An 18,410-nucleotide genomic window follows, 5' to 3' on the forward strand; every position below is an offset into this window, starting at 1 on the left:
GACTCACCCAACCCAGCATCTGGGGGATGGGTGAGTCCCCGTTTAGGAATTACCTTTGAGTTAGTAGCATCTCAATTGGTGCTGTATTATCCCAATGGTGAGCCTTTTGCTAGCTATTTAGAAATTAGTGAGCAAAGAGATATGGCTCAACAACAGGCAGAGCTCGAAAGGCTGGCAAAAGAACAAGAACGCCAACGGGCAGAGCAAGCGCAGGAAGCTTTAGAGCTTGAAAGACTCGAAAAACAACAGGCATCACAACGGGCAGAGCTCGAAAGGCTCGAAAAAGAACAAGAACGCCAACGGGCAGAACAAGCGGAGCAAGCTTTAGAGCTTGAACGAATTCGTATGAAAGCATTGCTAGAGCAATTAAAAGCCAAAGGGATAAATCCCGAGGATTTTAACCTATAATCTCTAGCAATTCTCCTAGTAATCAGGTAGACAGGATTTTTCCTGTTCCCTACTCCATTCCCCCCTTATTAAGGGGGGCTAGGGGGGATCCCGACTCCCATTAACCCAAACAATTTTTCCTATGGTTCAGCAAATTACTCCCACCACCGATGACATCTTCTATCCCGAAAGTGACGGGAAACCAATGGCCGACAATACCCTTCAATTTGAACTAATTACCACCATTAAGTATGGCCTAGAAGTCCACTTCAAAGATGACCCTAATGTATTCGTTGCCGGGGATTTGTTGTGGTATCCAATACAAGGACAACCCAAAATCAACCAAGCCCCGGATGTGATGGTAGTTATCGGTAGACCGAAAGGGCATCGGCGTTCTTACAAGACCTGGGTTGAAGATAACCTTAATCCCGAAGTCACCTTTGAAATTGCATCAGAAACCAACACCATCAAAGAATTAGAAGACGATAAACTCAAGTTTTACCGGACCCATGGAGTAGAAGAGTACTATCTCTATGATCCAAATAGAGCAAAACTAAAAGGTTGGTTGCGTTCATCAGAAAAACTAGAACCCATCCCTCAGATGCTTGGTTGGGTGAGTCCCCGTTTAGGAATTACCTTTGAGTTAGTAGCATCTCAATTGGTGCTGTATTATCCCAATGGTGAGCCTTTTGCTAGCTATTTAGAAATTAGTGAGCAGAAAGAACAACAACGTCAACGAGCAGAACAGGCAGAAGAAGCTTTAGAACAAACACAGGAAGCTTTAGAGCTTGAAAGACTCGAAAAACAACAGGCATCACAACGGGCAGAGCAAGCACAGCAAGCTTTAGAGCTTGAACGAACTCGTATGAAAGCATTGCTAGAGCAATTAAAAGCAAAAGGGATAAATCCCGAGGATTTTGACCTGTAAGCTATTTGATTGATAAGTTTAAACCATACCGATACCCCATACCTTCAATCCAGAGCCGCCTGTCAAATTTTACTTTTATTCTCTTCTAATTGATTCACCTTTGATTCATCTCCTAAAGCCCGATAACTAACTTGGGCTTTTTCCAACCACTGTAAAGCTTCCTCTTTACTGTCAATAATTAAGCTGATAGTTACTAAACTCTTTTGTATTTCCGCTTGACTGTTTAAATCTGATGCTGCTTTAGCCAGTTCTAAACCTTTGAGGTAACGCTCCTTTGCCAGTCGATTTAATCCCACTTCTGTGTAGGTATCCCCTAGCAGTTGATAGGTGGCTACCAAAGTATTACCATCTTTGATGCTTTGTTCGAGGATATCAATGGCATTATATTTCAAGTCTTCCCTGAGGTAAAAATGGGCTAGGGCTAAGGAATTCGCTTCTTCACTTAACTGTTTTTGCTGGAGTTCCTCTACTTCTTTTAATAGGGTGGTAGCTTTCTTTTCATCAAGTACCCGAAAACCAAATTCCCCTTCCTCTATAGAACGTTTACCTTTGTCAGTCTCAACAATTAACGAATAATAACCAGGTGCTAGAGGTTGTTCCCCTGAATAAAGAATTTCTGTCTCCCTAGTGTAGGTTTTCCAGTCTAGATCTAATCCTTGTCCACGAATCCTAACAGAGTAACGTTCTGCACCTTCAACCTGATGCCAGCGTAGGGTGGGTCGGTTGTCGAGTAAGGATGTGTTCCTCGGACTTAATAGATAAGGAATGTTTTGATTATTTGCTGCCCTAGTAGGAGCGGTATAATCCTCTGAGTGAATTATTATACTATCTCCGGCGGTAGGACAGCCTTCATTAACGGTGGAAGTTCTTCCCGGTTCAGGTTTCCAGGTTGTCCAGTTGGAACACAGGACTTCAACGGTAGCATTTGAGCCTACCAACAGCTGATAATCCCCCCTGAGTAAATTACCAATAGAAGCTGGTTGAAAATTTGACCAATTGGGCTTCTGGAATTTGACTTCACCTGGAGGAGCCAAGGCGATAATTAGGTTAAACCTTGGTATTTGAGGCAGGGCAGGTTTGATGAAAGGGACTGTCACACCTAGCCCCAGTGCAAAGGCAATTAAGGTTTTCCATTGTTTTGACCACATGATTGATTTTCCTCCTTTAATTTTTTATGAGCTAAGCCCAGCCACAGATCCTCATCAGGATTAGCACTTGACCCCAATTGACAACATTTTTGCCACTGGGTCAGGGCTTTGGTTTTCTGGTTTTGTCCTTGATAAACCTGAGCTAATAAGCAGTGGGCTGAACCGCGATTGCTGATTTTTTCAATACCTTCTGGACTACTGCCTAAAGAGACCGCGCTCCGGAGAATTGGTTCTGCTTGCTCCTCTCGCCCTTGCTTGAGTAAAGCCCAACCCAAGTTTTTCATCAGGTCGTATCGAACTTTGATGCTTGCTTGCCCAGCCCCGGCTAAACCTTTGAAGAGTAAGGGGATAGCTAAGGAGGGTTTGTTGTTAAGAATATGCAAGCGACCTAAGTTGTTATAGGCTTTGACAAAACCGCCTTTTACGGCGAATTGGTATTGAGTTCTGGCTTTGTCAAACTGTTGTAAATTTTCGTATACTACAGCTAAGTTGTAGTGAGCTTTGACATTATCAGGATTAAGGGCTAACGCTTGCTGATAGTGGGCTTCAGCACTGGCGAGTTGACCTTGCTTATACTTTTCAAAACCTCTTCTATTAGAGAAATTAGAAAAATTGGGCAAACAAAAGTGAAAACCTAGTAAGATTACCAGTAATAACTCCGTCGCCCCGAGCTGGGCTTCGGCATGAAAATGCTTGGGAATACCCAGTCGGATTAATAATTTATCAAATCCTTCTTGTCCGGTTTCCGTTAGTTCGCTGATCGCTTGTAATACGGTCAAAAGACTGGGAAAAGCAATTGCTACTGCTCCCGCAAATCCAGTGCCTGCTATCAGAAAACGAGGCAGAAGGTCGATTAACAAGCCAAGATTCGCCGTCCAGCCAGCAATGCTCAATCCTCGCCATAACCAATCCCACCATTGCCAGCGGGCAAGCTCCGGTTCTGTTTCTAAATGCCACCACCAAGCTGTGTCTGGGGGTTTCAAACTAGTTCGCCAGCTGGCAAAATCAATAACCTGGCTAATCTGCCAAGCTTGTTGTTTGAGGCGCACATCCAAGGCAACAAGCTTTTTTTGTTGGTGATAAGAATAGTAAACTTTTGCCTGACCAGTAGCGTGAACAAAATCCCTAGCATTTAAAACCGCGATAATTTGCTCTTCAGACATCGGTGATGCTGAATCTTCCAGGTTATCAAGGGCTATTTCGTAAGTCTTGAGCGCCTCATCTAAGGGAGGAGTATTCATTTACTTTGTGGGTCAAAGATGTAAAAATTAAACTTAATTGTTCTTCCAACTTATATATTTTATTTTATAGATTTGTACTACTAAGCTCGAAAAGCTTGACTGTAAGCATTCAGCGGTCAGCCGTCAGCCGTCAGCCGTCAGCCAAGGGCATCAGCTGATAGCTGATAGCTGATAGCTGATCGCTGATTTTTCAGTATCTATAGACTTATCCGGCTAACCACCAAAAGTTATGCAGGAAACTTTCAATACCAGGTTGATCTCCCACAGGACTTACCCACCAAGACCCTTAACATCCCGTTTCTCCTTATAAGTCAAAAGCTGAAATCGGTATATAGCATTTCTTAAATAGGTGAGGTACACAAGTTGTGGATTAATGGAAATAGGGAATAGGGAACTAGGGAATGACTTTTTTGAAGTGTCGTCTGTTGCTTGATGTACTTTTGCTGCTCCAATATCAGCCATACCAACTGCTCCCTTGCCAGTTGTTTGAGGGCTTTTGGCTCTAGCTTGTTCAGTGCGAGTTTTCTGCTCATGCTGTTAGGTTACCGATTTTTTCAGTTTTGTCAACCCCCCTCACCTGAATTCTTACAATTAAACTTAATTGTTCTTGCAGCTTATATATTTTATTTTATAGATTTGTACTACAAAGCTCGAAAAGCTTGACTGTAAGCATTCAGCGGTCAGCCGTCAGCCGTCAGCCGTCAGCCGTCAGCCGTCAGCCAAGGGCATCAGCTGATAGCACCTCAAGTAACGTGGCACAGGCTTTGGCCTTGGCCTTTAGGCCACGCGGGGCGCGTTTGGCCACGCTGTGCGAACGACGCTGTGACGTAGCGCATTAGCTGATAGCTGATCTAGGGGTAATTGCAGCTGGCTCACATTTTTTTGTTCCCGCTTTTTATTGTAGGGCGCAGGCTAAGTAATAACAACCCTTAACATAGGCGTTGGAGTTGGGTTGAGTGCGGGGCCAGTCTCTACATTGACAATCCATTGGCAATTATTGACAATATAGCTATAAACAAGTAGTAAGTAACTAGGTATCCCAATGGAGACAATGAACATTGCCCTGCCCTCTCAGATGAAAGAGTTTATTCAAGCTCAGGTAGCCTTAGGGGGTTATAGCAGCGCTAGCGAGTACATTCGAGAGCTAATTCGAGCTGACCAAAAGCAGAAAACTAGATACGCCCTAGAAATGGAAATTCTTAAAGGACTAAGTAGCCCAGAGCCAACACCAATGACAGCTGACGATTGGGAAGATATTCGCACCAATATCAGACAGCGGTTTGACCAATCCGGGAAATAACTGATACATCGGATAATTACAGCGTTTCTCATATTAATTAGGTACACAGGATTTTTTCCCTACTCCCGACTCCCGACTCCCGACTCCCGACTCCCGACTCCCTAAAAAAAATCGGTCAAGTTTGGGTTAACCCCAATCCTTGACCGAATTCTGTACTTTAACGTTCCACAAGTACAGCTCAAAATCGATAATTTCAGATCTCAATTATGGCATGATTCCCGAGTTAGTCAGCAACTACTGAAAAGCAATAACATCCCAACTCATTTTGCTTCATGCTGCTTCACCCTCCTTCACCAAACATCCTTCACCATTCCTGATTTGCCAGGGGGCAACCCTGGCAAACTCCTATCTTAATCTATGTAAAAGTATCGAATCAAAAAGGTCATAACCTCACCAGGCTTTCCGGTAGGCTCCGGAGTGCTCCACTCGTCCGGCTCCGCATACTTAAGGGAATAAATGGCATTAATTGTTTTGCGAACCTTTTCAGGAGAACCGATCAAAAGGAGCTTGGCTTTCTTGGGTAAGGCACCTTGGTTGTCGGAAGGAGGAAAATTGTTACTCATCTGAAATTATCTCTTGAGTTTGTTGACATTATTAATTTATCAATAAATAAATAGAGTGTCAAGGGGTTTAGAAAATTTTTTTTTATTAAGAAATCGGGAATCGGGAATCGGGAATCGGGAATCGGGAATCGGGAATCGGGAATCGGGAATCGGGAATCGGGAATAGTAATAAAATTAATCGTAGGGTGGGCAGTGTTTCAGACCCATAATATTAGCTGATAATCCCTTGTTTTTGCACTGCCCACCAACATCAAATTAACTATATTAATCGTAGGGTGGGCAGTGCCTAAGACCGAAAATATCAGCTTGTAATCGGTATGTTAGGCACTGCCCACCGACATCAAATTAACTATCAAATAGTTATCTAGATTTTTAATAAAATTACTGGTCAGGTGGGCAGTGCCTAATACCAATTCAAAACCTCACAATCCTGTTGGTACGCACTGCCCACCCTACATCTCTCTCCCCATCTCCCCATCTCCCCATTCCCCTCCTGGGAGGGGTTAGGGGTGGGTCCCCATCTCCCCATTCCCCTCCTGGGAGGGGTTAGGGGTGGGTCCCCATCTCCCCATCTCCCTATCTCCCCTGCCGATAAAGCAAATCGATAATTGCCATGAGTTTTTTTAAAGTTAATGTATTTATTAATAAATTATTAATATTAAGTTAAAGGCTTATGTTTCTGGGGCTTGTGCCTTTGCCATAGACTTAAGTAAATGATTTTAGTAAGATCATTAAATAAATCTAATGGATGTATTTGCAGTACACTAAAAAGTAGTTACCTACATGTAATGTAACAATTACCTAAATGTAATTTAACAATGCAACTAACTAACCAAATTCACTTTCGTAACATTAGGGGGGATATTTTTGGTGGACTAACCGCCGCCGTTATCGCCCTCCCCATGGCTCTTACCTTCGGTGTCGCCTCCGGTGCTGGGGCAGAAGCTGGTTTGTGGGGTGCTGTATTAATCGGCTTTTTTGCTGCGGTATTTGGAGGTACTCCCACCCTAATTTCTGAACCCACTGGCCCCATGACCGTGGTGATGACAGCGGTAATTGCTAACCTTACCGCTGCTAATCCAGAAAACGGCATGGCTATGGCGTTTACCGTGGTCATGTTAGCCGGAATTTTTCAAATTCTGTTTGGCTTTCTGCGCCTAGGCAAATACATTACGTTGATGCCCTACACCGTCATTTCCGGTTTTATGTCGGGTATTGGAATCATACTAATTATTTTGCAAACTGCTCCTTTCTTGGGTCAAGGTAGCCCTAAGGGTGGCGTCATTGGCACAGTTACTAGTTTGCCCACACTGATAGCAAACATCAACCCGATTGAAACTGTTTTAGCGGTTTTGACGGTAGCAATTCTTGTTTTGATGCCCCGCAAATGGAAACGCATCGTACCCCCCCAGTTGGTAGCCTTAATTCTGGGAACAGTTTTGTCTTTGGTGTTTTTCTCTGGGGTAGATATTCGCCGTATTGGGGAAATTGCTGTTGGTTTGCCTAGTTTGCGTCTACCGGTGTTTACCACTGAACAGTTACAATTAATGGTGGTTGATGCTTTGGTGCTAGCTACACTGGGCTGCATTGATGCATTACTAACGTCCCTGGTGGCTGATAGTTTAACCCGTACCGAACATGACTCTAACAAAGAGTTGATGGGTCAGGGTTTAGGTAATTTGGTATCCGGTTTATTTGGCGGTATTCCTGGAGCTGGCGCAACCATGGGAACTGTGGTTAATATCCAAACCGGGGGTAGGACTGCCCTTTCTGGAATCGCCCGTGCTTTAGCATTACTAGTAGTTGTGCTTTGGGCTGCCCCCCTCACCCAAAGTATTCCCCTTGCTGTTTTGGCTGGTATCGCCCTCAAGGTAGGTATTGATATTATTGACTGGGGTTTCCTCAAGCGTGCCCATAAAATTTCTTGGAAAGCATCCCTGATTATGTACGGGGTGATTTTACTGACTGTTTTTGTTGACTTGATTGTGGCCGTGGGAGTGGGAGTATTTGTTGCCAATATCCTCACCATTGAGCGTCTTAGTAATCATCGGGCAGACAGTGTTAAGGCGATTACCTATGACGATGAGGAAATTCAGCTTTCCCAGGAAGAAAAAGTACTATTGGATCAAGGTGATGGTCGTATTGTACTGTTTCATCTCAGTGGACCGATGATTTTTGGGGTTGCCAAGGCAATTTCCCGTCAACACAATGCTATTGAAGGTTTTGATGTGCTGATTCTGGATTTCAGTGATGTACCTATTTTAGGTGTTACCGCTACCCTAGCTTTGGAAAATGCGATTCAAGAAGCCTTAGATAAAGGTCGTCAAGTATTTATTGTAGGGGCAGCAGGCAAAACCAGAAAGCGCTTACAAAGCTTGGATATCTGGCATAAGATTCCAGCCCAAAACCTAGAATTGACTCGTTTAGAAGCACTGCGGTGGTCTCGTACGATCGTGAATAACTATCAAAATTATGCACCAAGTCAGGCACAAGCTAATTTTGATTTGTCAGCTGATATATAAGTTTTGTTGTAAGCATTTATAGCTTTGGCTTAAAAAAACTTGAGTTCGATAACTGATCAATCACCTTTCCTTAATGGTTTCCAGCTTTGGCTTAAAAAAACTTGAGTTCGATAACTGATTAATCAGCTTTGCTAATTGATTAATCAGCTTTTCCTTAAACAAACCTGATTAATCAATTAGCAAACGTTACAAATGAGAAAGAATTTGCGTTAGTTACTTAATCCTTAGTAATAATAGCACTGAAGCGTTGAATGTTTAAAACGTTCAACGCTTCTGACTTTTTGATACCTTTTGATAGTTGTTTAGTTAACAAAAATAAAAATTATTTAAACTAACTTAAAATATCGACGTCTTGCATAAATAGCCAACAACAGGGTGATAAGTACTATAGCGTTTATAGGATTTATGAGGTACGCTTCTAAACCTCAAAGTCCCCCTTGATAAGGGGGATTTAGGGGGATCTATTTGTACCTCATAGCATAGAGTGAGCCGTAGTGAGCCGTAGGGTGGGCAGTGGATAAGACCAATTGAAAAGCTGACAATCGCTTTGCTAGCCACTGCCCACCCTACCTCAACGTTTGCCTCTTGCCTTGCCCTAATATTCCCAAAACATTTTTACTGACATGATTGCTCAAGCATTTGATGAGTTTTACCCCTCCCATCCAGTTCTGAGTGTAGTCTCTGGAGTAGACTCAGAATCAGAGTTAGCTTGGATACAAGCAAAAGAGTCTGCTGATCAAGTTGTCTTCAAAAATACAGGCAAACATCTCAGTGACATTGAAACCACAGTACTTCAGGGTTCTTGGGAAGGGAAAACCTATGATCAGATCGCCAATAGGTATGGCTACAGTGCTGAGTATCTTAACAAAGATATCGGCAACAAATTATGGAATAAGCTGTCAGAAGCCTTAGGAGAAAGGGTTACCAAAAATAGTTTCAAACAAGCACTGAAAAGAGCCTGGAAAAAGTGTCAAGGTACATCAGTGGGCACCAATGGAGAGCAGCCACCATCTGAGCCGCTAACAAAGCTACCATTTCCGTCGGGTTGGGTGGCGCTGGATTCACCTCTTTATGTGGAGCGAGACAGCATCGAATCTCTCGGTTACGATACCGTTATTATGCCTGGTTCCCTGATTCGGATTAAAGCACCAAAGCTAATGGGAAAAACCTCCTTAATGATGAGGATTCTAGCTCATGCTCAATCCCAGGATTTTCAAACGGTGTATTTAGATTTGAGCAGTGTAGACCGAGCCATTTTAACGGATTTAGATAAATTCCTACGCTGGCTCTGTTTGAAAGTTGGTCGGCAATTAAAGTTAGACAATCAGTTAAATGATTATTGGGATACAGAGATTTTGGGGAGTAACGATAACTGCACAGTCTATTTTGAAGAGTATTTACTGGCAGAAATAGATTCTCCCCTGGTCTTAGCATTGGATGAAGTCGATCGAGTTTTCCCCTACCCCGAAGTAATAGAAGACTTTTTAGGGATGCTGCGCAGCTGGCATGAGAAAGCCAAGATTTCAGATATCTGGAAGCAACTGCGGCTAGTGATAGCACATTCTACAGAAGTTTATATTCCCTTAGACTTAAATCAATCTCCCTTTAACGCCGGGATTCCAGTGGAGTTGCGAGAGTTTGACCAACAGCAGGTAAAAAATTTGGCTCATCTCCATGGACTAAATTGGGAGAATGCCCAGATAGAGAAATTAATGACAATGGTATCTGGTCATCCCTATCTGGTACGGTTGGCGATGTATGAAATTGGCTCTGGCAAGGTAACATTCCAGCAGTTGTGGCAAGATGCACCAACAGAAGCAGGTATTTATAGCAACCATTTGCGGCGACATTTAGAAACACTGCAACAATTACCAGAGTTGCTTCAGGCCCTCAAGAAAGTTGTCACCTCATCTGAGCCAGTGGAACTAAATCCGATCGAGATTTACAAACTACACAGTATGGGCTTGGTAGAGCGACAGGGTAACTATGTTCTCGCTGCAATTTGTATCGGGAATATTTCTACCAAGTTTTAGCTTTTAGGTAAGCATCTGCGCTACGCGCACGCTGCGCGAACAGCTGTCAGCTATCAGCTAATGAAACAGCAATCATGAATGCCAGATATTTTTGGTAATAGCAATCCTAATGTGCTACCTGGCACAAACAACAGCGACAGAATCTTTGGTTTGGGTGATGATGATCAACTGCGTGGTGGAGGTGGATACGATCGGCTATTTGGCGATCGCAATGCTCCAGAAGAGCAGCCTATAATTATTATCCCCGGAAATGACACCCTTTGGGGAGGTGGCGGCACTGACGAACTGTTTGGCGATGCTGGTGATGACTTACTAGATGGTGGCATAGGTAATGATACTCCCTTGAGGGTGGCATAGGTAATGATACTCTCTTTGGGGGTGATGGCAATGATACTCTCTTTGGCGCTAATCCCTTGGCAATAACACCCGGTTTGAACGAAATTGACTCGTTAATTGGTGGTTCTGGAGGAGATCTATTTGTGCTTGGTGATGCTAATCAAGCTTACTATGACGATCTAGGCGAGAGTGATTTTGCTATCATCACAGATTTGAATCTCTTTGAGGATAGGATTCAACTCCACGGAAATTCTGCTGGCTATGAATTGCAAGAAGAAACCGTCACCCTTGATTCTGGGGATGTGGTTCAGGGACTAGGAATTTACGCTATCGAGGAAAGTTCCGGTTCAAATGATTTGATTGGTTTGATAGAAAACTCCCCCATAGGTCTCGATTTGAACGATTCTGTATTTGAATTCGTTTAGTTTTTATTGAACCAAACTTGATAGAGTGCGATCTGAACTTGACTCAGATCGCCTCTTGAACCACAACAGAAGTAAATGTTGCGTAGGTTGCGTAAGGGAAGGGCTCGCACTCATTTTCCGCTTCTTTGGCAGTGTTAGGACAGCCCGCCCGAGGAAGGAAACGGGCAAGATGCCCGTTCCACGCAAGATGCCCGTTCCACGCAAGATGCCCGTTCCACGCAAGATGCCCGTTCCACGCCTGATGCCCGTTCCACGCCTGATGCCCGTTCCACGCCTGATGCCCGTTCCACGCCTGATGCCCGTTCCACGCCTGATGCCCATGCCACCCACTGGGTCAAACAACTTTAATGAGATGCACCCCTGCCCACCGACATTAAATTACCTAGAAAATAGTTTTTCTTTGTCTATATTTTTAATAAAATTAATCGTAGGGTGGCCAGTGCTTTAGACCGATAAAATCAGCTTGTAATCGGTGTCAGATGCACCCCACACTTCCCGCGCCCCCGCCCCACACTCCCCGCGCCCCCGCCCCACACTCTCTACACTTCCCTTCTTTTTTACAAATATGAGATGCACCATGGCGATCTGCATTCAGAGGCTGGTGTCACACATTGGCTGTTTGTGCATCTAAAGTTTATGGAGGGAAAGAAAATGACAAATTGAAAACTTATGGAAACTAACTACCACGTAAACCTTTTTGGCAGCTCCGACCAACAGCTCGCCAAGCTGGTCACAGAGTACTGTCGCCTAGTGACCCAACCTGAGTTGTCATCACAAGATGCTCAAAGCATCACAGAGATCCTAAGCTATAGCCGGTACGACCAAGAACTAAACTATTGGCTGTGCCAAGCAGATCAGTTAATTGACTACCAACTCAGCACCGGGGCAATACCTGATTACGACTTGGTGGTGAGTTCCCTTTCCATCAAGAACCTTGCTTATAATCTTACGCGGGTTCCCTCCCATCAAGTGACGTTTGAAACTTTTAAGGAACTAGTAACCCAAACCAAACTGAAGCACAGATTTCTCGACCAATATATCAGCTTTAATGAACAAGATTTCTCGCGCAAAGCCATTTTTAAAACCACAGCCCTGACCATTTATATGATTGGCTGGAGACCGGGGCAAGGTACCACTGCCCACCACCACGGTCAGTCCCTAGATGCAATCCTCGTCTACAAAGGAGAAATGACCCATCGCTTCCCTAACCAAGACGAGGGCCTAGAGCCTGACAAAATGCCCTCCAGACCTGGCGAGCTGTTTGGGGAGAATCAACTGGTTTGCATTGACCGCAAGCAATATCACCTAATGGCTAATAATTCCTCCAAAGATCTGGTCACCCTGCACTTTAGATTTGGTACGCCACCAGACAATATGAATTGGGAAACCAATATCAGTGAGTGCAAGCCAGCAGCTATTTGGAGCAATTCAAACGAGGACATGGAAGAGATCTGTCGCTTAATGATTGCTTAGGGTCTAGACAACCCAAACAAATAGGGTGCATCTCACTGTCTTGATGCAGTCGCTGATGGGGGAAACCCCCGTGAGGCCACTGCATCGCCCTCGTTATAGATTTACAACTTTGAGATGCATCCAATCAACACTATGTAATACTGAGGTAAATGCATGAGTCCTCTACCACCAAAAAACTGGGGATTAACGCCCTTAGATCCTCTACAAGTCCAGTATCTCAAAGGGTACTATGACAAGCTCTTGTCGGGGTGCAAATTGCGGCATCGGTGTGACTCGGACGACATCCTCAGCCAGGTATCGGAGAAGGCAGCGGAAGTCGAGCGCTTAGAACGCCCGATTAAAAACCCCGAGGCGTGGGCGAAGAAAGTTGGGGAGCGCATTATTTTGCAAGAGAAAAGGAGGGAACTATCGGAAAAAAAGTTAATCCAGAATCTCGGGCACATGATGCAAAGCCAAATTTTTGGTAGCCCAAGGGACGACCTTGACTGTGATGGCACACTAGGACAGATCCTAGCTTTAGCCCTCAAGGAACTTAAGCAAACCAAGCCGGACTTTCACCAACTACTGGTCATGCGATTCTTTCGTGAGCTGAGCTGGGAGCAGATATCGTCAGAGTTGTACCCAGACACTGCCATTACCAAAACAACTATTAACAAGGTGCGTCAGAGGGGAAGTCGCGCTTTGAAAAAACTGAGGGAAATTTTCTTTCTTAAGCTTAAGAAGTGATAATTTTCTGGATGTAGCGACCCGAAATAACGCAATTTTTGGGGGCACATTAAAGGAAAATATAGCAGTTATCAAGTTCTCAATTGCTTGATGTACTTCGTCCTGGGTTAATGGGAATAGGGTTAAGAGTGTAGGGTTAAGAGTGTGGGGAGTGCGTAACCTGGGCGCGGGTAAGGGGTGGAGTGAGACTAATAGTGTGTACCTCATGAGTCTTAGAATTGCTATAAGTACGTCAAAGCTTATCTGTTAGGACTGACGCAAATCCCTCAATTTAATGCTACCTGTAGGGTGGGCAAGGTTTTGCCCACCCTACCCATGGAGTCTGTGCGTAAGTCCTGTCTGTGTAACTCAAACGTTTTGTCACATAATCAGGATCTACGCATCTAACTATTAGAAGCGAAAAAAGTGCATTAAGTTTCCTTTTTTCGGTTTGCAAGTGATTTGATTTTTATTAAGGGTGCATAGTCAACAGTGCAAAGTCAACAATAACCTGACATAAAACCATGTTTTACTGGAATATTTCCAGTTTATACGGGCGTCATAATTCGTTTTAACTGCTATTTTTTGATACCAAATATAATCAACTTACAACCGTTTAAGCTGGCAAGATGGTTTATGTTGTGGGGCTCCATAACCTTACTTACATACTTGAACCATGGTCTTAAATATTTTCAGTCAAATACTGTCAAGCTTTGGTTAGCTTTGCGAGATCTTATCTTTATTGTAGTCTGGACTTGAGGGTTATAATCATGAAATGCGATCAGATGTATTGTCCCTGGATTCAGGATTCTCAAAACGCAGATCATTACGTCTGTCTAAAGTGCAATCGTGAACGCTATATCAACGAAAGTCGTCCTGGATCAGTGATCTTTGTTTGCGTAGCAATAGCTTTCATAGTTATTGCTCTCCTCAGCAATGATGGCGAGATTAAACATCCAGAAAATCAACACCGAGCAACTCGAATAGAGATGGGTCGAAAAAATCAAGTCCCATACCGGGACTTGTCGCCGACGGCTAACCTCTAGGGCGTGTTTTCAAAGTTTTCCGCAAGATTATGATCCCCCCCAGCCCCCCTTAAAAAAGGGGGGAGCCATACTCAAAGTCCCCCTTTTTTAAGGGAAACGGGGGATCTCCGAGGCAAGAAAACACGCCCTAGTACCTCTGCGAAATTCCCAGGGTAGCGTAGGATTAGGCGATCGCCAGATTCCCTTCTTCTGCGCCTTCCTCCTGGTGTATCTAGGGAGTAGGGAACAGGGAACAGGGAACAGGGAACAGGGAACAGCGATGCAGTGCTATAGTAAGCGGAGCAGTTGTAATCTATGGTTCTCAGATTACCAGAATCTGGTTGGGATTTTTTGCGTTCGCGTAGCGGCTCCAAAGAAGCATCGCATTTCTACCCCCTGAACAGTTACCCTTGATACTCGTTTTTTATTTAATTTGACTGTTTATCCTGACTACTGTTTCCAAACAAAGGTGAAATTTCCTTTGATCTAACTATCTTTCTTGGCCTTGAATCAGGACTATCTGGAGAACTGCTGTTTTGCTCTAGTTCCTCTGAAGATTGATTAGGAACAGAAGATTCATTAAAAATCGGGTTAATCGGTTGTGATTGCTGTTGTGATTGCTGATTAATTGACGAAGTATAAACGTTATTTTGCTTCTCCACCTTTGACTCTTGATTGACAAACAGTGCCGGAAGCTGAGATGATTTTTGTGATGATTTTTCTTCCGTATCCACTGGTGAGTTTGGGTTTTGCTGCTGGTTTGGTATCGAAAAAGCCTTACCTATCTCTTTACCTATCTGATAGTCCCGATCTGAGTTGCTTGGAGATTCAACAGCAGAAGCTTGGCTTTGCTGATTAAAAAGTTTCTGGTTAGGTTTCTCTCCTGGGCTAAGTTTGTACTTTACAGAAGAATAAGATTGCTCAGGTGAGCTTTCCTGTAGGGTTTCTGGAACGCTTGGGGGTACTATAACCTCTGTAGGTTTCGGCTGTTCCACTACAACAGACTCAGTAGACTCAGTATTAGCAAAAGAGTCATCCAGCTCTGGCACTGGCACATAATTTTCCCACTCTTCTGGTTCCCAGACTACCCCCTCCTCACTGTTGACAACTTCCTGATTAGGCAAAGATAAAATGTGTGCAGTTAAGGTGATGCGTCGCTTTAGGGAACTAGTAGCTAGAAAAATAGTACCATTGATTAACGTATCTTCTGGCAGTCTATCTATATGCAACCGAATCTCATTGCGACCTGGGTTAAGTCGGTCCGGTTCAAATCTTAGTCCATGTATACTGCTAGCAATTCGACACTCAACTGGGACAATCATCCGTAGCAGCAGATCTTGTTCCTTACCGTAGGCAAGTTTACCCAAATGTAATGATTTGGGATAATTCCATCCACCTTCTTCTTCTGGTAATCCCATCACTAAGCCTCGTACTTCTACATCATTCAACTGCAGGTTTTGTCCCGATTTGACTAGGATGGCACACTGTTGTTGAGAATCGCCCCTTGCTTCTCCCGTGACTTCAACCCTGAGATTACGTAGCTTTACCCCGCCTGAGTTAATTAACAATACTGGTCCAGTCAATGCCCAAATGGTTGCACCTTCTCCTTCTATAGTCAAGGGACGATTAATTACCACTGGACCTTGGTATTCCCCATGAGGAGGCCATAATTGCAACCTTGTATCATCCTGTAACGAGTCCAGTTTTTCTTGAAGAGTTTGTTTGGTTGATTGATGAAACGATTCCTTTACCTTCAAGCTTTCACTCCTGCTGCTCTCTTGCTTGGTTTGGCTAAGGGGAGGAGCCTCTATTTTCTGTTTTTGCTCTGGCTTAACAACTTGCGTTCGCGTAACGTTCTGTTGTTTAAACTTATCTACCCACTGCTTAAGTTGTTCTATGAATCCTAGCATTAGTTTAACTATAGCGTTTTTGATAGTTATGAGGTAAATTCAATTGTATTACCCCCACTCCCTAATCCCTACTCCCTACTCCCTGCTCCCTGCTCCCTAAAATCGAGTATGAAAGTACCTCAACCAATTGGAACTGCAATAGTTAAAGCGTAAGCATTCAGCTATCAGCGTGTCGCGTATCAGCGGTCAGCGATTAGCGCTATGGGTAAGCTACGGAACTTTTGAAGAAAACAGGTAAGCATTCTTTTAATCTCTGTTACGGAAAGCTGACGGCTGACAGCTGACGGCTGAATGCTTACGTTAAAGCATTTGAACTTCTACCAGTCTACCATGTGGTTCTTGGGACAGCCTGAATTGGACTCCATCCTCTAACCTGACAGCGCTTTGAGGAGGCACTAAATTCCCTTTAGGGGAAGTTAGAGAAGTCAGATTTTGGTTGATTAGTAACCATTGTCCTTGATGAAGCACGCAGTAAGCTTGAGGAGTGCGGTCAGCATTGGGTCCTGGAAAGACGTGATCAAAAGCGTGCCATTTAAACAGAGAAAGATTGTGATAAACAACCACCTCTCCGTCTAGTGTCCATGCCCCAGAATGAATTTCTTTGCGCAACCTAAGTATGGGAATATTACCCTTGGGTTGTGAACCACAGAATGGGCATCTAACTTGATTTCTGTTGTGTAAAACAAACCAGTGACTGGGACAATAACCGTTGCGACAAGTTAACAATAAATCCCACGTTTTAATCAGACTGCGCTCCCATTCAATGGCTGCTGGTCGCTTTTGGGGCGAATGTAAGCCATCAATAAATGCTCTCTTAAACAGCTTACTCAGATCGGGGCCAAGGGCAGTGTATGGTATTTTTAAATCCCTTGGTCGATTAGAACTATCTGTAGGATGTTCAACGAATAGAGCTTTTGACCCCATCTCCATCCGTTCCTGTTCTTCAGCCGATGCTGCCGGATAAGTCTTTGGTCCTTCTAGCGGGTGTCTGCCCAGTAAATACTGGTAAATTAGTACAGCCAGAGCATGTTGATCGGTTTCTGCCCTGGGATTCTGACGGTTAGGGTCATCGAGGGGTAAATGAAGAGTTGACAGTACTTCCGGTGCAATATATCCCCTGGTTCCCAACACATCCGGTGGAAACAAATCAGGAACAACCAATGAGTCAATATCAATAACAATACATTCTCCAGACGTTGGATCTATCAACACATTTTTGTTAGATAAATCCGAATGAGCCAAACCGGCGTGGTGTAATCGTCTCACCGCCCGTGCTAAATGAATACAAATTTTAAAATAATTGATCCAAGTTCCCCGTTCTGCTTCCGGAAGTAAATCCCGCAAAAGTTTGCCACTAGCAGTTTTTCCCACAAACCACTTACCTTCTTTTTCTTTCCCCTGCCAATTACCAGTGGCAAAAAAGTAATTAGACGGATAAACAGGAGTAATGATGCCTAGGTGGGGTTGTTTTACAATAGCTGTCGGCCAACAAAACAGCTTTTTGTAATAGTCCCCCTGATGGCCAAGAGTAGGATTGAAACCATTCAAGATTGCTTCTAAGCGTGCTATGCGATTTGGATTTGAACCTGCACTTGGATCTTTGTAGAAGCAAATAACAGAAGATTTATCGGCGGTCAAATACACCTGCTTCATGGCACCTTCCCCAATGGGCTCGGGAAAATATTCCACAGTACTGCCGTCTGCCAGAGTTGCCCTCTCCATTAATTAAACGTCCTCCCGATAAAGAACAACTAAAGTGCGATCATCGAATGAGCTTCTACGGTAGTAAGAATCTAGCCAAAGTTGTAACTTCTCTTCTGGATTCATTTGGTGACATTGAGAGCACATCTGGTTTCTACCTGCCGCTAGTAAAGCACTAGAAGCGACAACTTCCTTAACATCCTTACCTAGTTCCCTAGCATATTGACCAACAGAGCGAATAAAAACTGTTTTAGGTTCATTGGATTGATCAGGTAGAATTCGCTCTACTTCGTCCTGGAAAATATGCTTGGCTTCTTCAACACCACCTCTACTACCCAGGTGCGTATTTCGTAGCTGCTGGCTAATTTCCGTTTCGTCCGGCTGAGAAATATTAACGATTTGATTGAGTACTAAATCCCCGTATAACTCCAACATCCCAGGGTTGTGAGGGAAGTAGTCTTCTGATACACCATCACTCATCACCATCAATGCCCTTAATTTTCCAGGGAATATATATGTCTTTTGCAAAAGATTGTTTTTATCTAATACCTTTTTCGAGGTAATAAACTCAGTTTGTCCGCCATGCTCTCCAGTATCTGGCTTCCCTAATAACTGCAGCTTACTTTCTTGAGAAACAGCAGCCAACATGCCATCACCAACCTGACAAGTTAGTACGATACTAAAGTTATTTTCTCCTGCTTTAACAGTGGTAA

20 protein-coding genes and 1 pseudogene are annotated in these 18,410 nt (G+C 43.8%); 11 read left to right on the plus strand and 10 right to left on the minus strand.

The window, feature by feature from the left end:
• A pseudogene (locus F6J94_RS14045) lies at nucleotides 1–408 on the plus strand (Uma2 family endonuclease); the annotation flags it as partial.
• 121 nt (nucleotides 409–529) lie between these two features.
• Nucleotides 530–1,315, plus strand: coding sequence for a Uma2 family endonuclease (locus F6J94_RS14050; protein ID WP_293041006.1), 786 nt, complete (start codon nucleotides 530–532; stop codon nucleotides 1,313–1,315).
• 62 nt (nucleotides 1,316–1,377) lie between these two features.
• Here the strand turns inward: F6J94_RS14050 and F6J94_RS14055 are convergent, their stop codons facing one another.
• The 3 genes from F6J94_RS14055 to F6J94_RS14065 form a co-directional block, all read right to left on the minus strand.
• Nucleotides 1,378–2,463 carry a hypothetical protein gene (locus tag F6J94_RS14055; protein WP_293041009.1) on the minus strand — a complete coding sequence of 362 codons (1,086 nt, stop codon included), beginning with the start codon at nucleotides 2,461–2,463 and terminating at the stop codon, nucleotides 1,378–1,380.
• Nucleotides 2,436–3,704, minus strand: coding sequence for a tetratricopeptide repeat protein (locus F6J94_RS14060; protein ID WP_293041012.1), 1,269 nt, complete (start codon nucleotides 3,702–3,704; stop codon nucleotides 2,436–2,438). The genes F6J94_RS14055 and F6J94_RS14060 overlap by 28 nt, the downstream gene beginning before the upstream one ends.
• Nucleotides 3,705–4,045: 341 nt before the next feature.
• Nucleotides 4,046–4,237: a hypothetical protein gene (locus F6J94_RS14065; protein WP_143727904.1), complete on the minus strand. Its 192-nt coding sequence runs from the start codon at nucleotides 4,235–4,237 to the stop codon at nucleotides 4,046–4,048.
• Between the two features lie 126 nt (nucleotides 4,238–4,363).
• Between F6J94_RS14065 and F6J94_RS14070 the strand changes: the two genes are divergently transcribed.
• Together F6J94_RS14070 and F6J94_RS14075 are read left to right on the plus strand one after the other, a co-directional pair.
• Nucleotides 4,364–4,543, plus strand: a complete 180-nt coding sequence (locus F6J94_RS14070; RefSeq protein WP_293041015.1) for a hypothetical protein — start codon at nucleotides 4,364–4,366, stop codon at nucleotides 4,541–4,543.
• A gap of 212 nt (nucleotides 4,544–4,755) precedes the next feature.
• Entirely contained in the window at nucleotides 4,756–5,004 is a 249-nt protein-coding gene (locus F6J94_RS14075) for a type II toxin-antitoxin system ParD family antitoxin (RefSeq protein ID WP_293041017.1), read from the plus strand.
• A gap of 350 nt (nucleotides 5,005–5,354) precedes the next feature.
• Here the strand turns inward: F6J94_RS14075 and F6J94_RS14080 are convergent, their stop codons facing one another.
• Nucleotides 5,355–5,567 (minus strand): hypothetical protein, encoded by a 213-nt coding sequence (locus tag F6J94_RS14080; RefSeq protein WP_293022697.1) that lies wholly within the window; start codon nucleotides 5,565–5,567, stop codon nucleotides 5,355–5,357.
• A 403-nt stretch (nucleotides 5,568–5,970) separates the two neighbouring features.
• Entirely contained in the window at nucleotides 5,971–6,096 is a 126-nt protein-coding gene (locus F6J94_RS14085; protein WP_293041020.1) for a hypothetical protein, read from the minus strand.
• A 289-nt stretch (nucleotides 6,097–6,385) separates the two neighbouring features.
• On the opposite strand from F6J94_RS14085, the gene F6J94_RS14090 reads away from it, so the two are divergent.
• The 4 genes from F6J94_RS14090 (at nucleotide 6,386) to F6J94_RS14105 (ending at nucleotide 10,883) form a co-directional block, all read left to right on the plus strand.
• Nucleotides 6,386–8,089, plus strand: coding sequence for a SulP family inorganic anion transporter (locus F6J94_RS14090; protein WP_293041024.1), 1,704 nt, complete (start codon nucleotides 6,386–6,388; stop codon nucleotides 8,087–8,089).
• A 623-nt stretch (nucleotides 8,090–8,712) separates the two neighbouring features.
• Nucleotides 8,713–10,122: an AAA-like domain-containing protein gene (locus F6J94_RS14095; RefSeq protein ID WP_293041026.1), complete on the plus strand. Its 1,410-nt coding sequence runs from the start codon at nucleotides 8,713–8,715 to the stop codon at nucleotides 10,120–10,122.
• A 78-nt stretch (nucleotides 10,123–10,200) separates the two neighbouring features.
• On the plus strand, nucleotides 10,201–10,479 hold the full coding sequence (locus F6J94_RS14100) for a hypothetical protein (protein ID WP_293022686.1): 279 nt from the start codon (nucleotides 10,201–10,203) through the stop codon (nucleotides 10,477–10,479).
• A 56-nt stretch (nucleotides 10,480–10,535) separates the two neighbouring features.
• Nucleotides 10,536–10,883 (plus strand): hypothetical protein, encoded by a 348-nt coding sequence (locus tag F6J94_RS14105; RefSeq protein ID WP_293041029.1) that lies wholly within the window; start codon nucleotides 10,536–10,538, stop codon nucleotides 10,881–10,883.
• A gap of 134 nt (nucleotides 10,884–11,017) precedes the next feature.
• On the opposite strand, the gene F6J94_RS14110 is transcribed toward F6J94_RS14105, so the two are convergent.
• Entirely contained in the window at nucleotides 11,018–11,221 is a 204-nt protein-coding gene (locus F6J94_RS14110; protein ID WP_293041032.1) for a hypothetical protein, read from the minus strand.
• A gap of 331 nt (nucleotides 11,222–11,552) precedes the next feature.
• On the opposite strand from F6J94_RS14110, the gene F6J94_RS14115 reads away from it, so the two are divergent.
• The 3 genes from F6J94_RS14115 to F6J94_RS14125 all read left to right on the plus strand — a co-directional run bounded on the left by F6J94_RS14115 (nucleotide 11,553) and on the right by F6J94_RS14125 (nucleotide 14,107).
• Nucleotides 11,553–12,356 (plus strand): cysteine dioxygenase family protein, encoded by an 804-nt coding sequence (locus F6J94_RS14115; RefSeq protein ID WP_293041035.1) that lies wholly within the window; start codon nucleotides 11,553–11,555, stop codon nucleotides 12,354–12,356.
• Nucleotides 12,357–12,509: 153 nt separating this feature from the next.
• Nucleotides 12,510–13,082, plus strand: coding sequence for a sigma-70 family RNA polymerase sigma factor (locus F6J94_RS14120; RefSeq protein WP_293041038.1), 573 nt, complete (start codon nucleotides 12,510–12,512; stop codon nucleotides 13,080–13,082).
• Nucleotides 13,083–13,831: 749 nt separating this feature from the next.
• Nucleotides 13,832–14,107 (plus strand): hypothetical protein, encoded by a 276-nt coding sequence (locus tag F6J94_RS14125; RefSeq protein ID WP_293022672.1) that lies wholly within the window; start codon nucleotides 13,832–13,834, stop codon nucleotides 14,105–14,107.
• Between the two features lie 71 nt (nucleotides 14,108–14,178).
• Here the strand turns inward: F6J94_RS14125 and F6J94_RS14130 are convergent, their stop codons facing one another.
• From F6J94_RS14130 to F6J94_RS14145, 4 genes are all read right to left on the minus strand, one after another.
• Nucleotides 14,179–14,460 carry a hypothetical protein gene (locus F6J94_RS14130; RefSeq protein ID WP_293041041.1) on the minus strand — a complete coding sequence of 94 codons (282 nt, stop codon included), beginning with the start codon at nucleotides 14,458–14,460 and terminating at the stop codon, nucleotides 14,179–14,181.
• Between the two features lie 54 nt (nucleotides 14,461–14,514).
• On the minus strand, nucleotides 14,515–15,996 hold the full coding sequence (locus tag F6J94_RS14135) for a hypothetical protein (RefSeq protein ID WP_293041044.1): 1,482 nt from the start codon (nucleotides 15,994–15,996) through the stop codon (nucleotides 14,515–14,517).
• Nucleotides 15,997–16,296: 300 nt separating this feature from the next.
• Complete coding sequence (locus F6J94_RS14140) at nucleotides 16,297–17,718, minus strand: lipopolysaccharide kinase InaA family protein (protein WP_293041047.1); 1,422 nt, start codon at nucleotides 17,716–17,718, stop codon at nucleotides 16,297–16,299.
• A 3-nt stretch (nucleotides 17,719–17,721) separates the two neighbouring features.
• The coding region (locus F6J94_RS14145; RefSeq protein WP_293041050.1) for a protein phosphatase 2C domain-containing protein at nucleotides 17,722–18,410 on the minus strand (689 nt) is incomplete at its 5' end.

Source organism: Moorena sp. SIO1F2 (genome assembly GCF_010672755.1).
In the GTDB taxonomy this organism is placed as follows: domain Bacteria; phylum Cyanobacteriota; class Cyanobacteriia; order Cyanobacteriales; family Coleofasciculaceae; genus Moorena.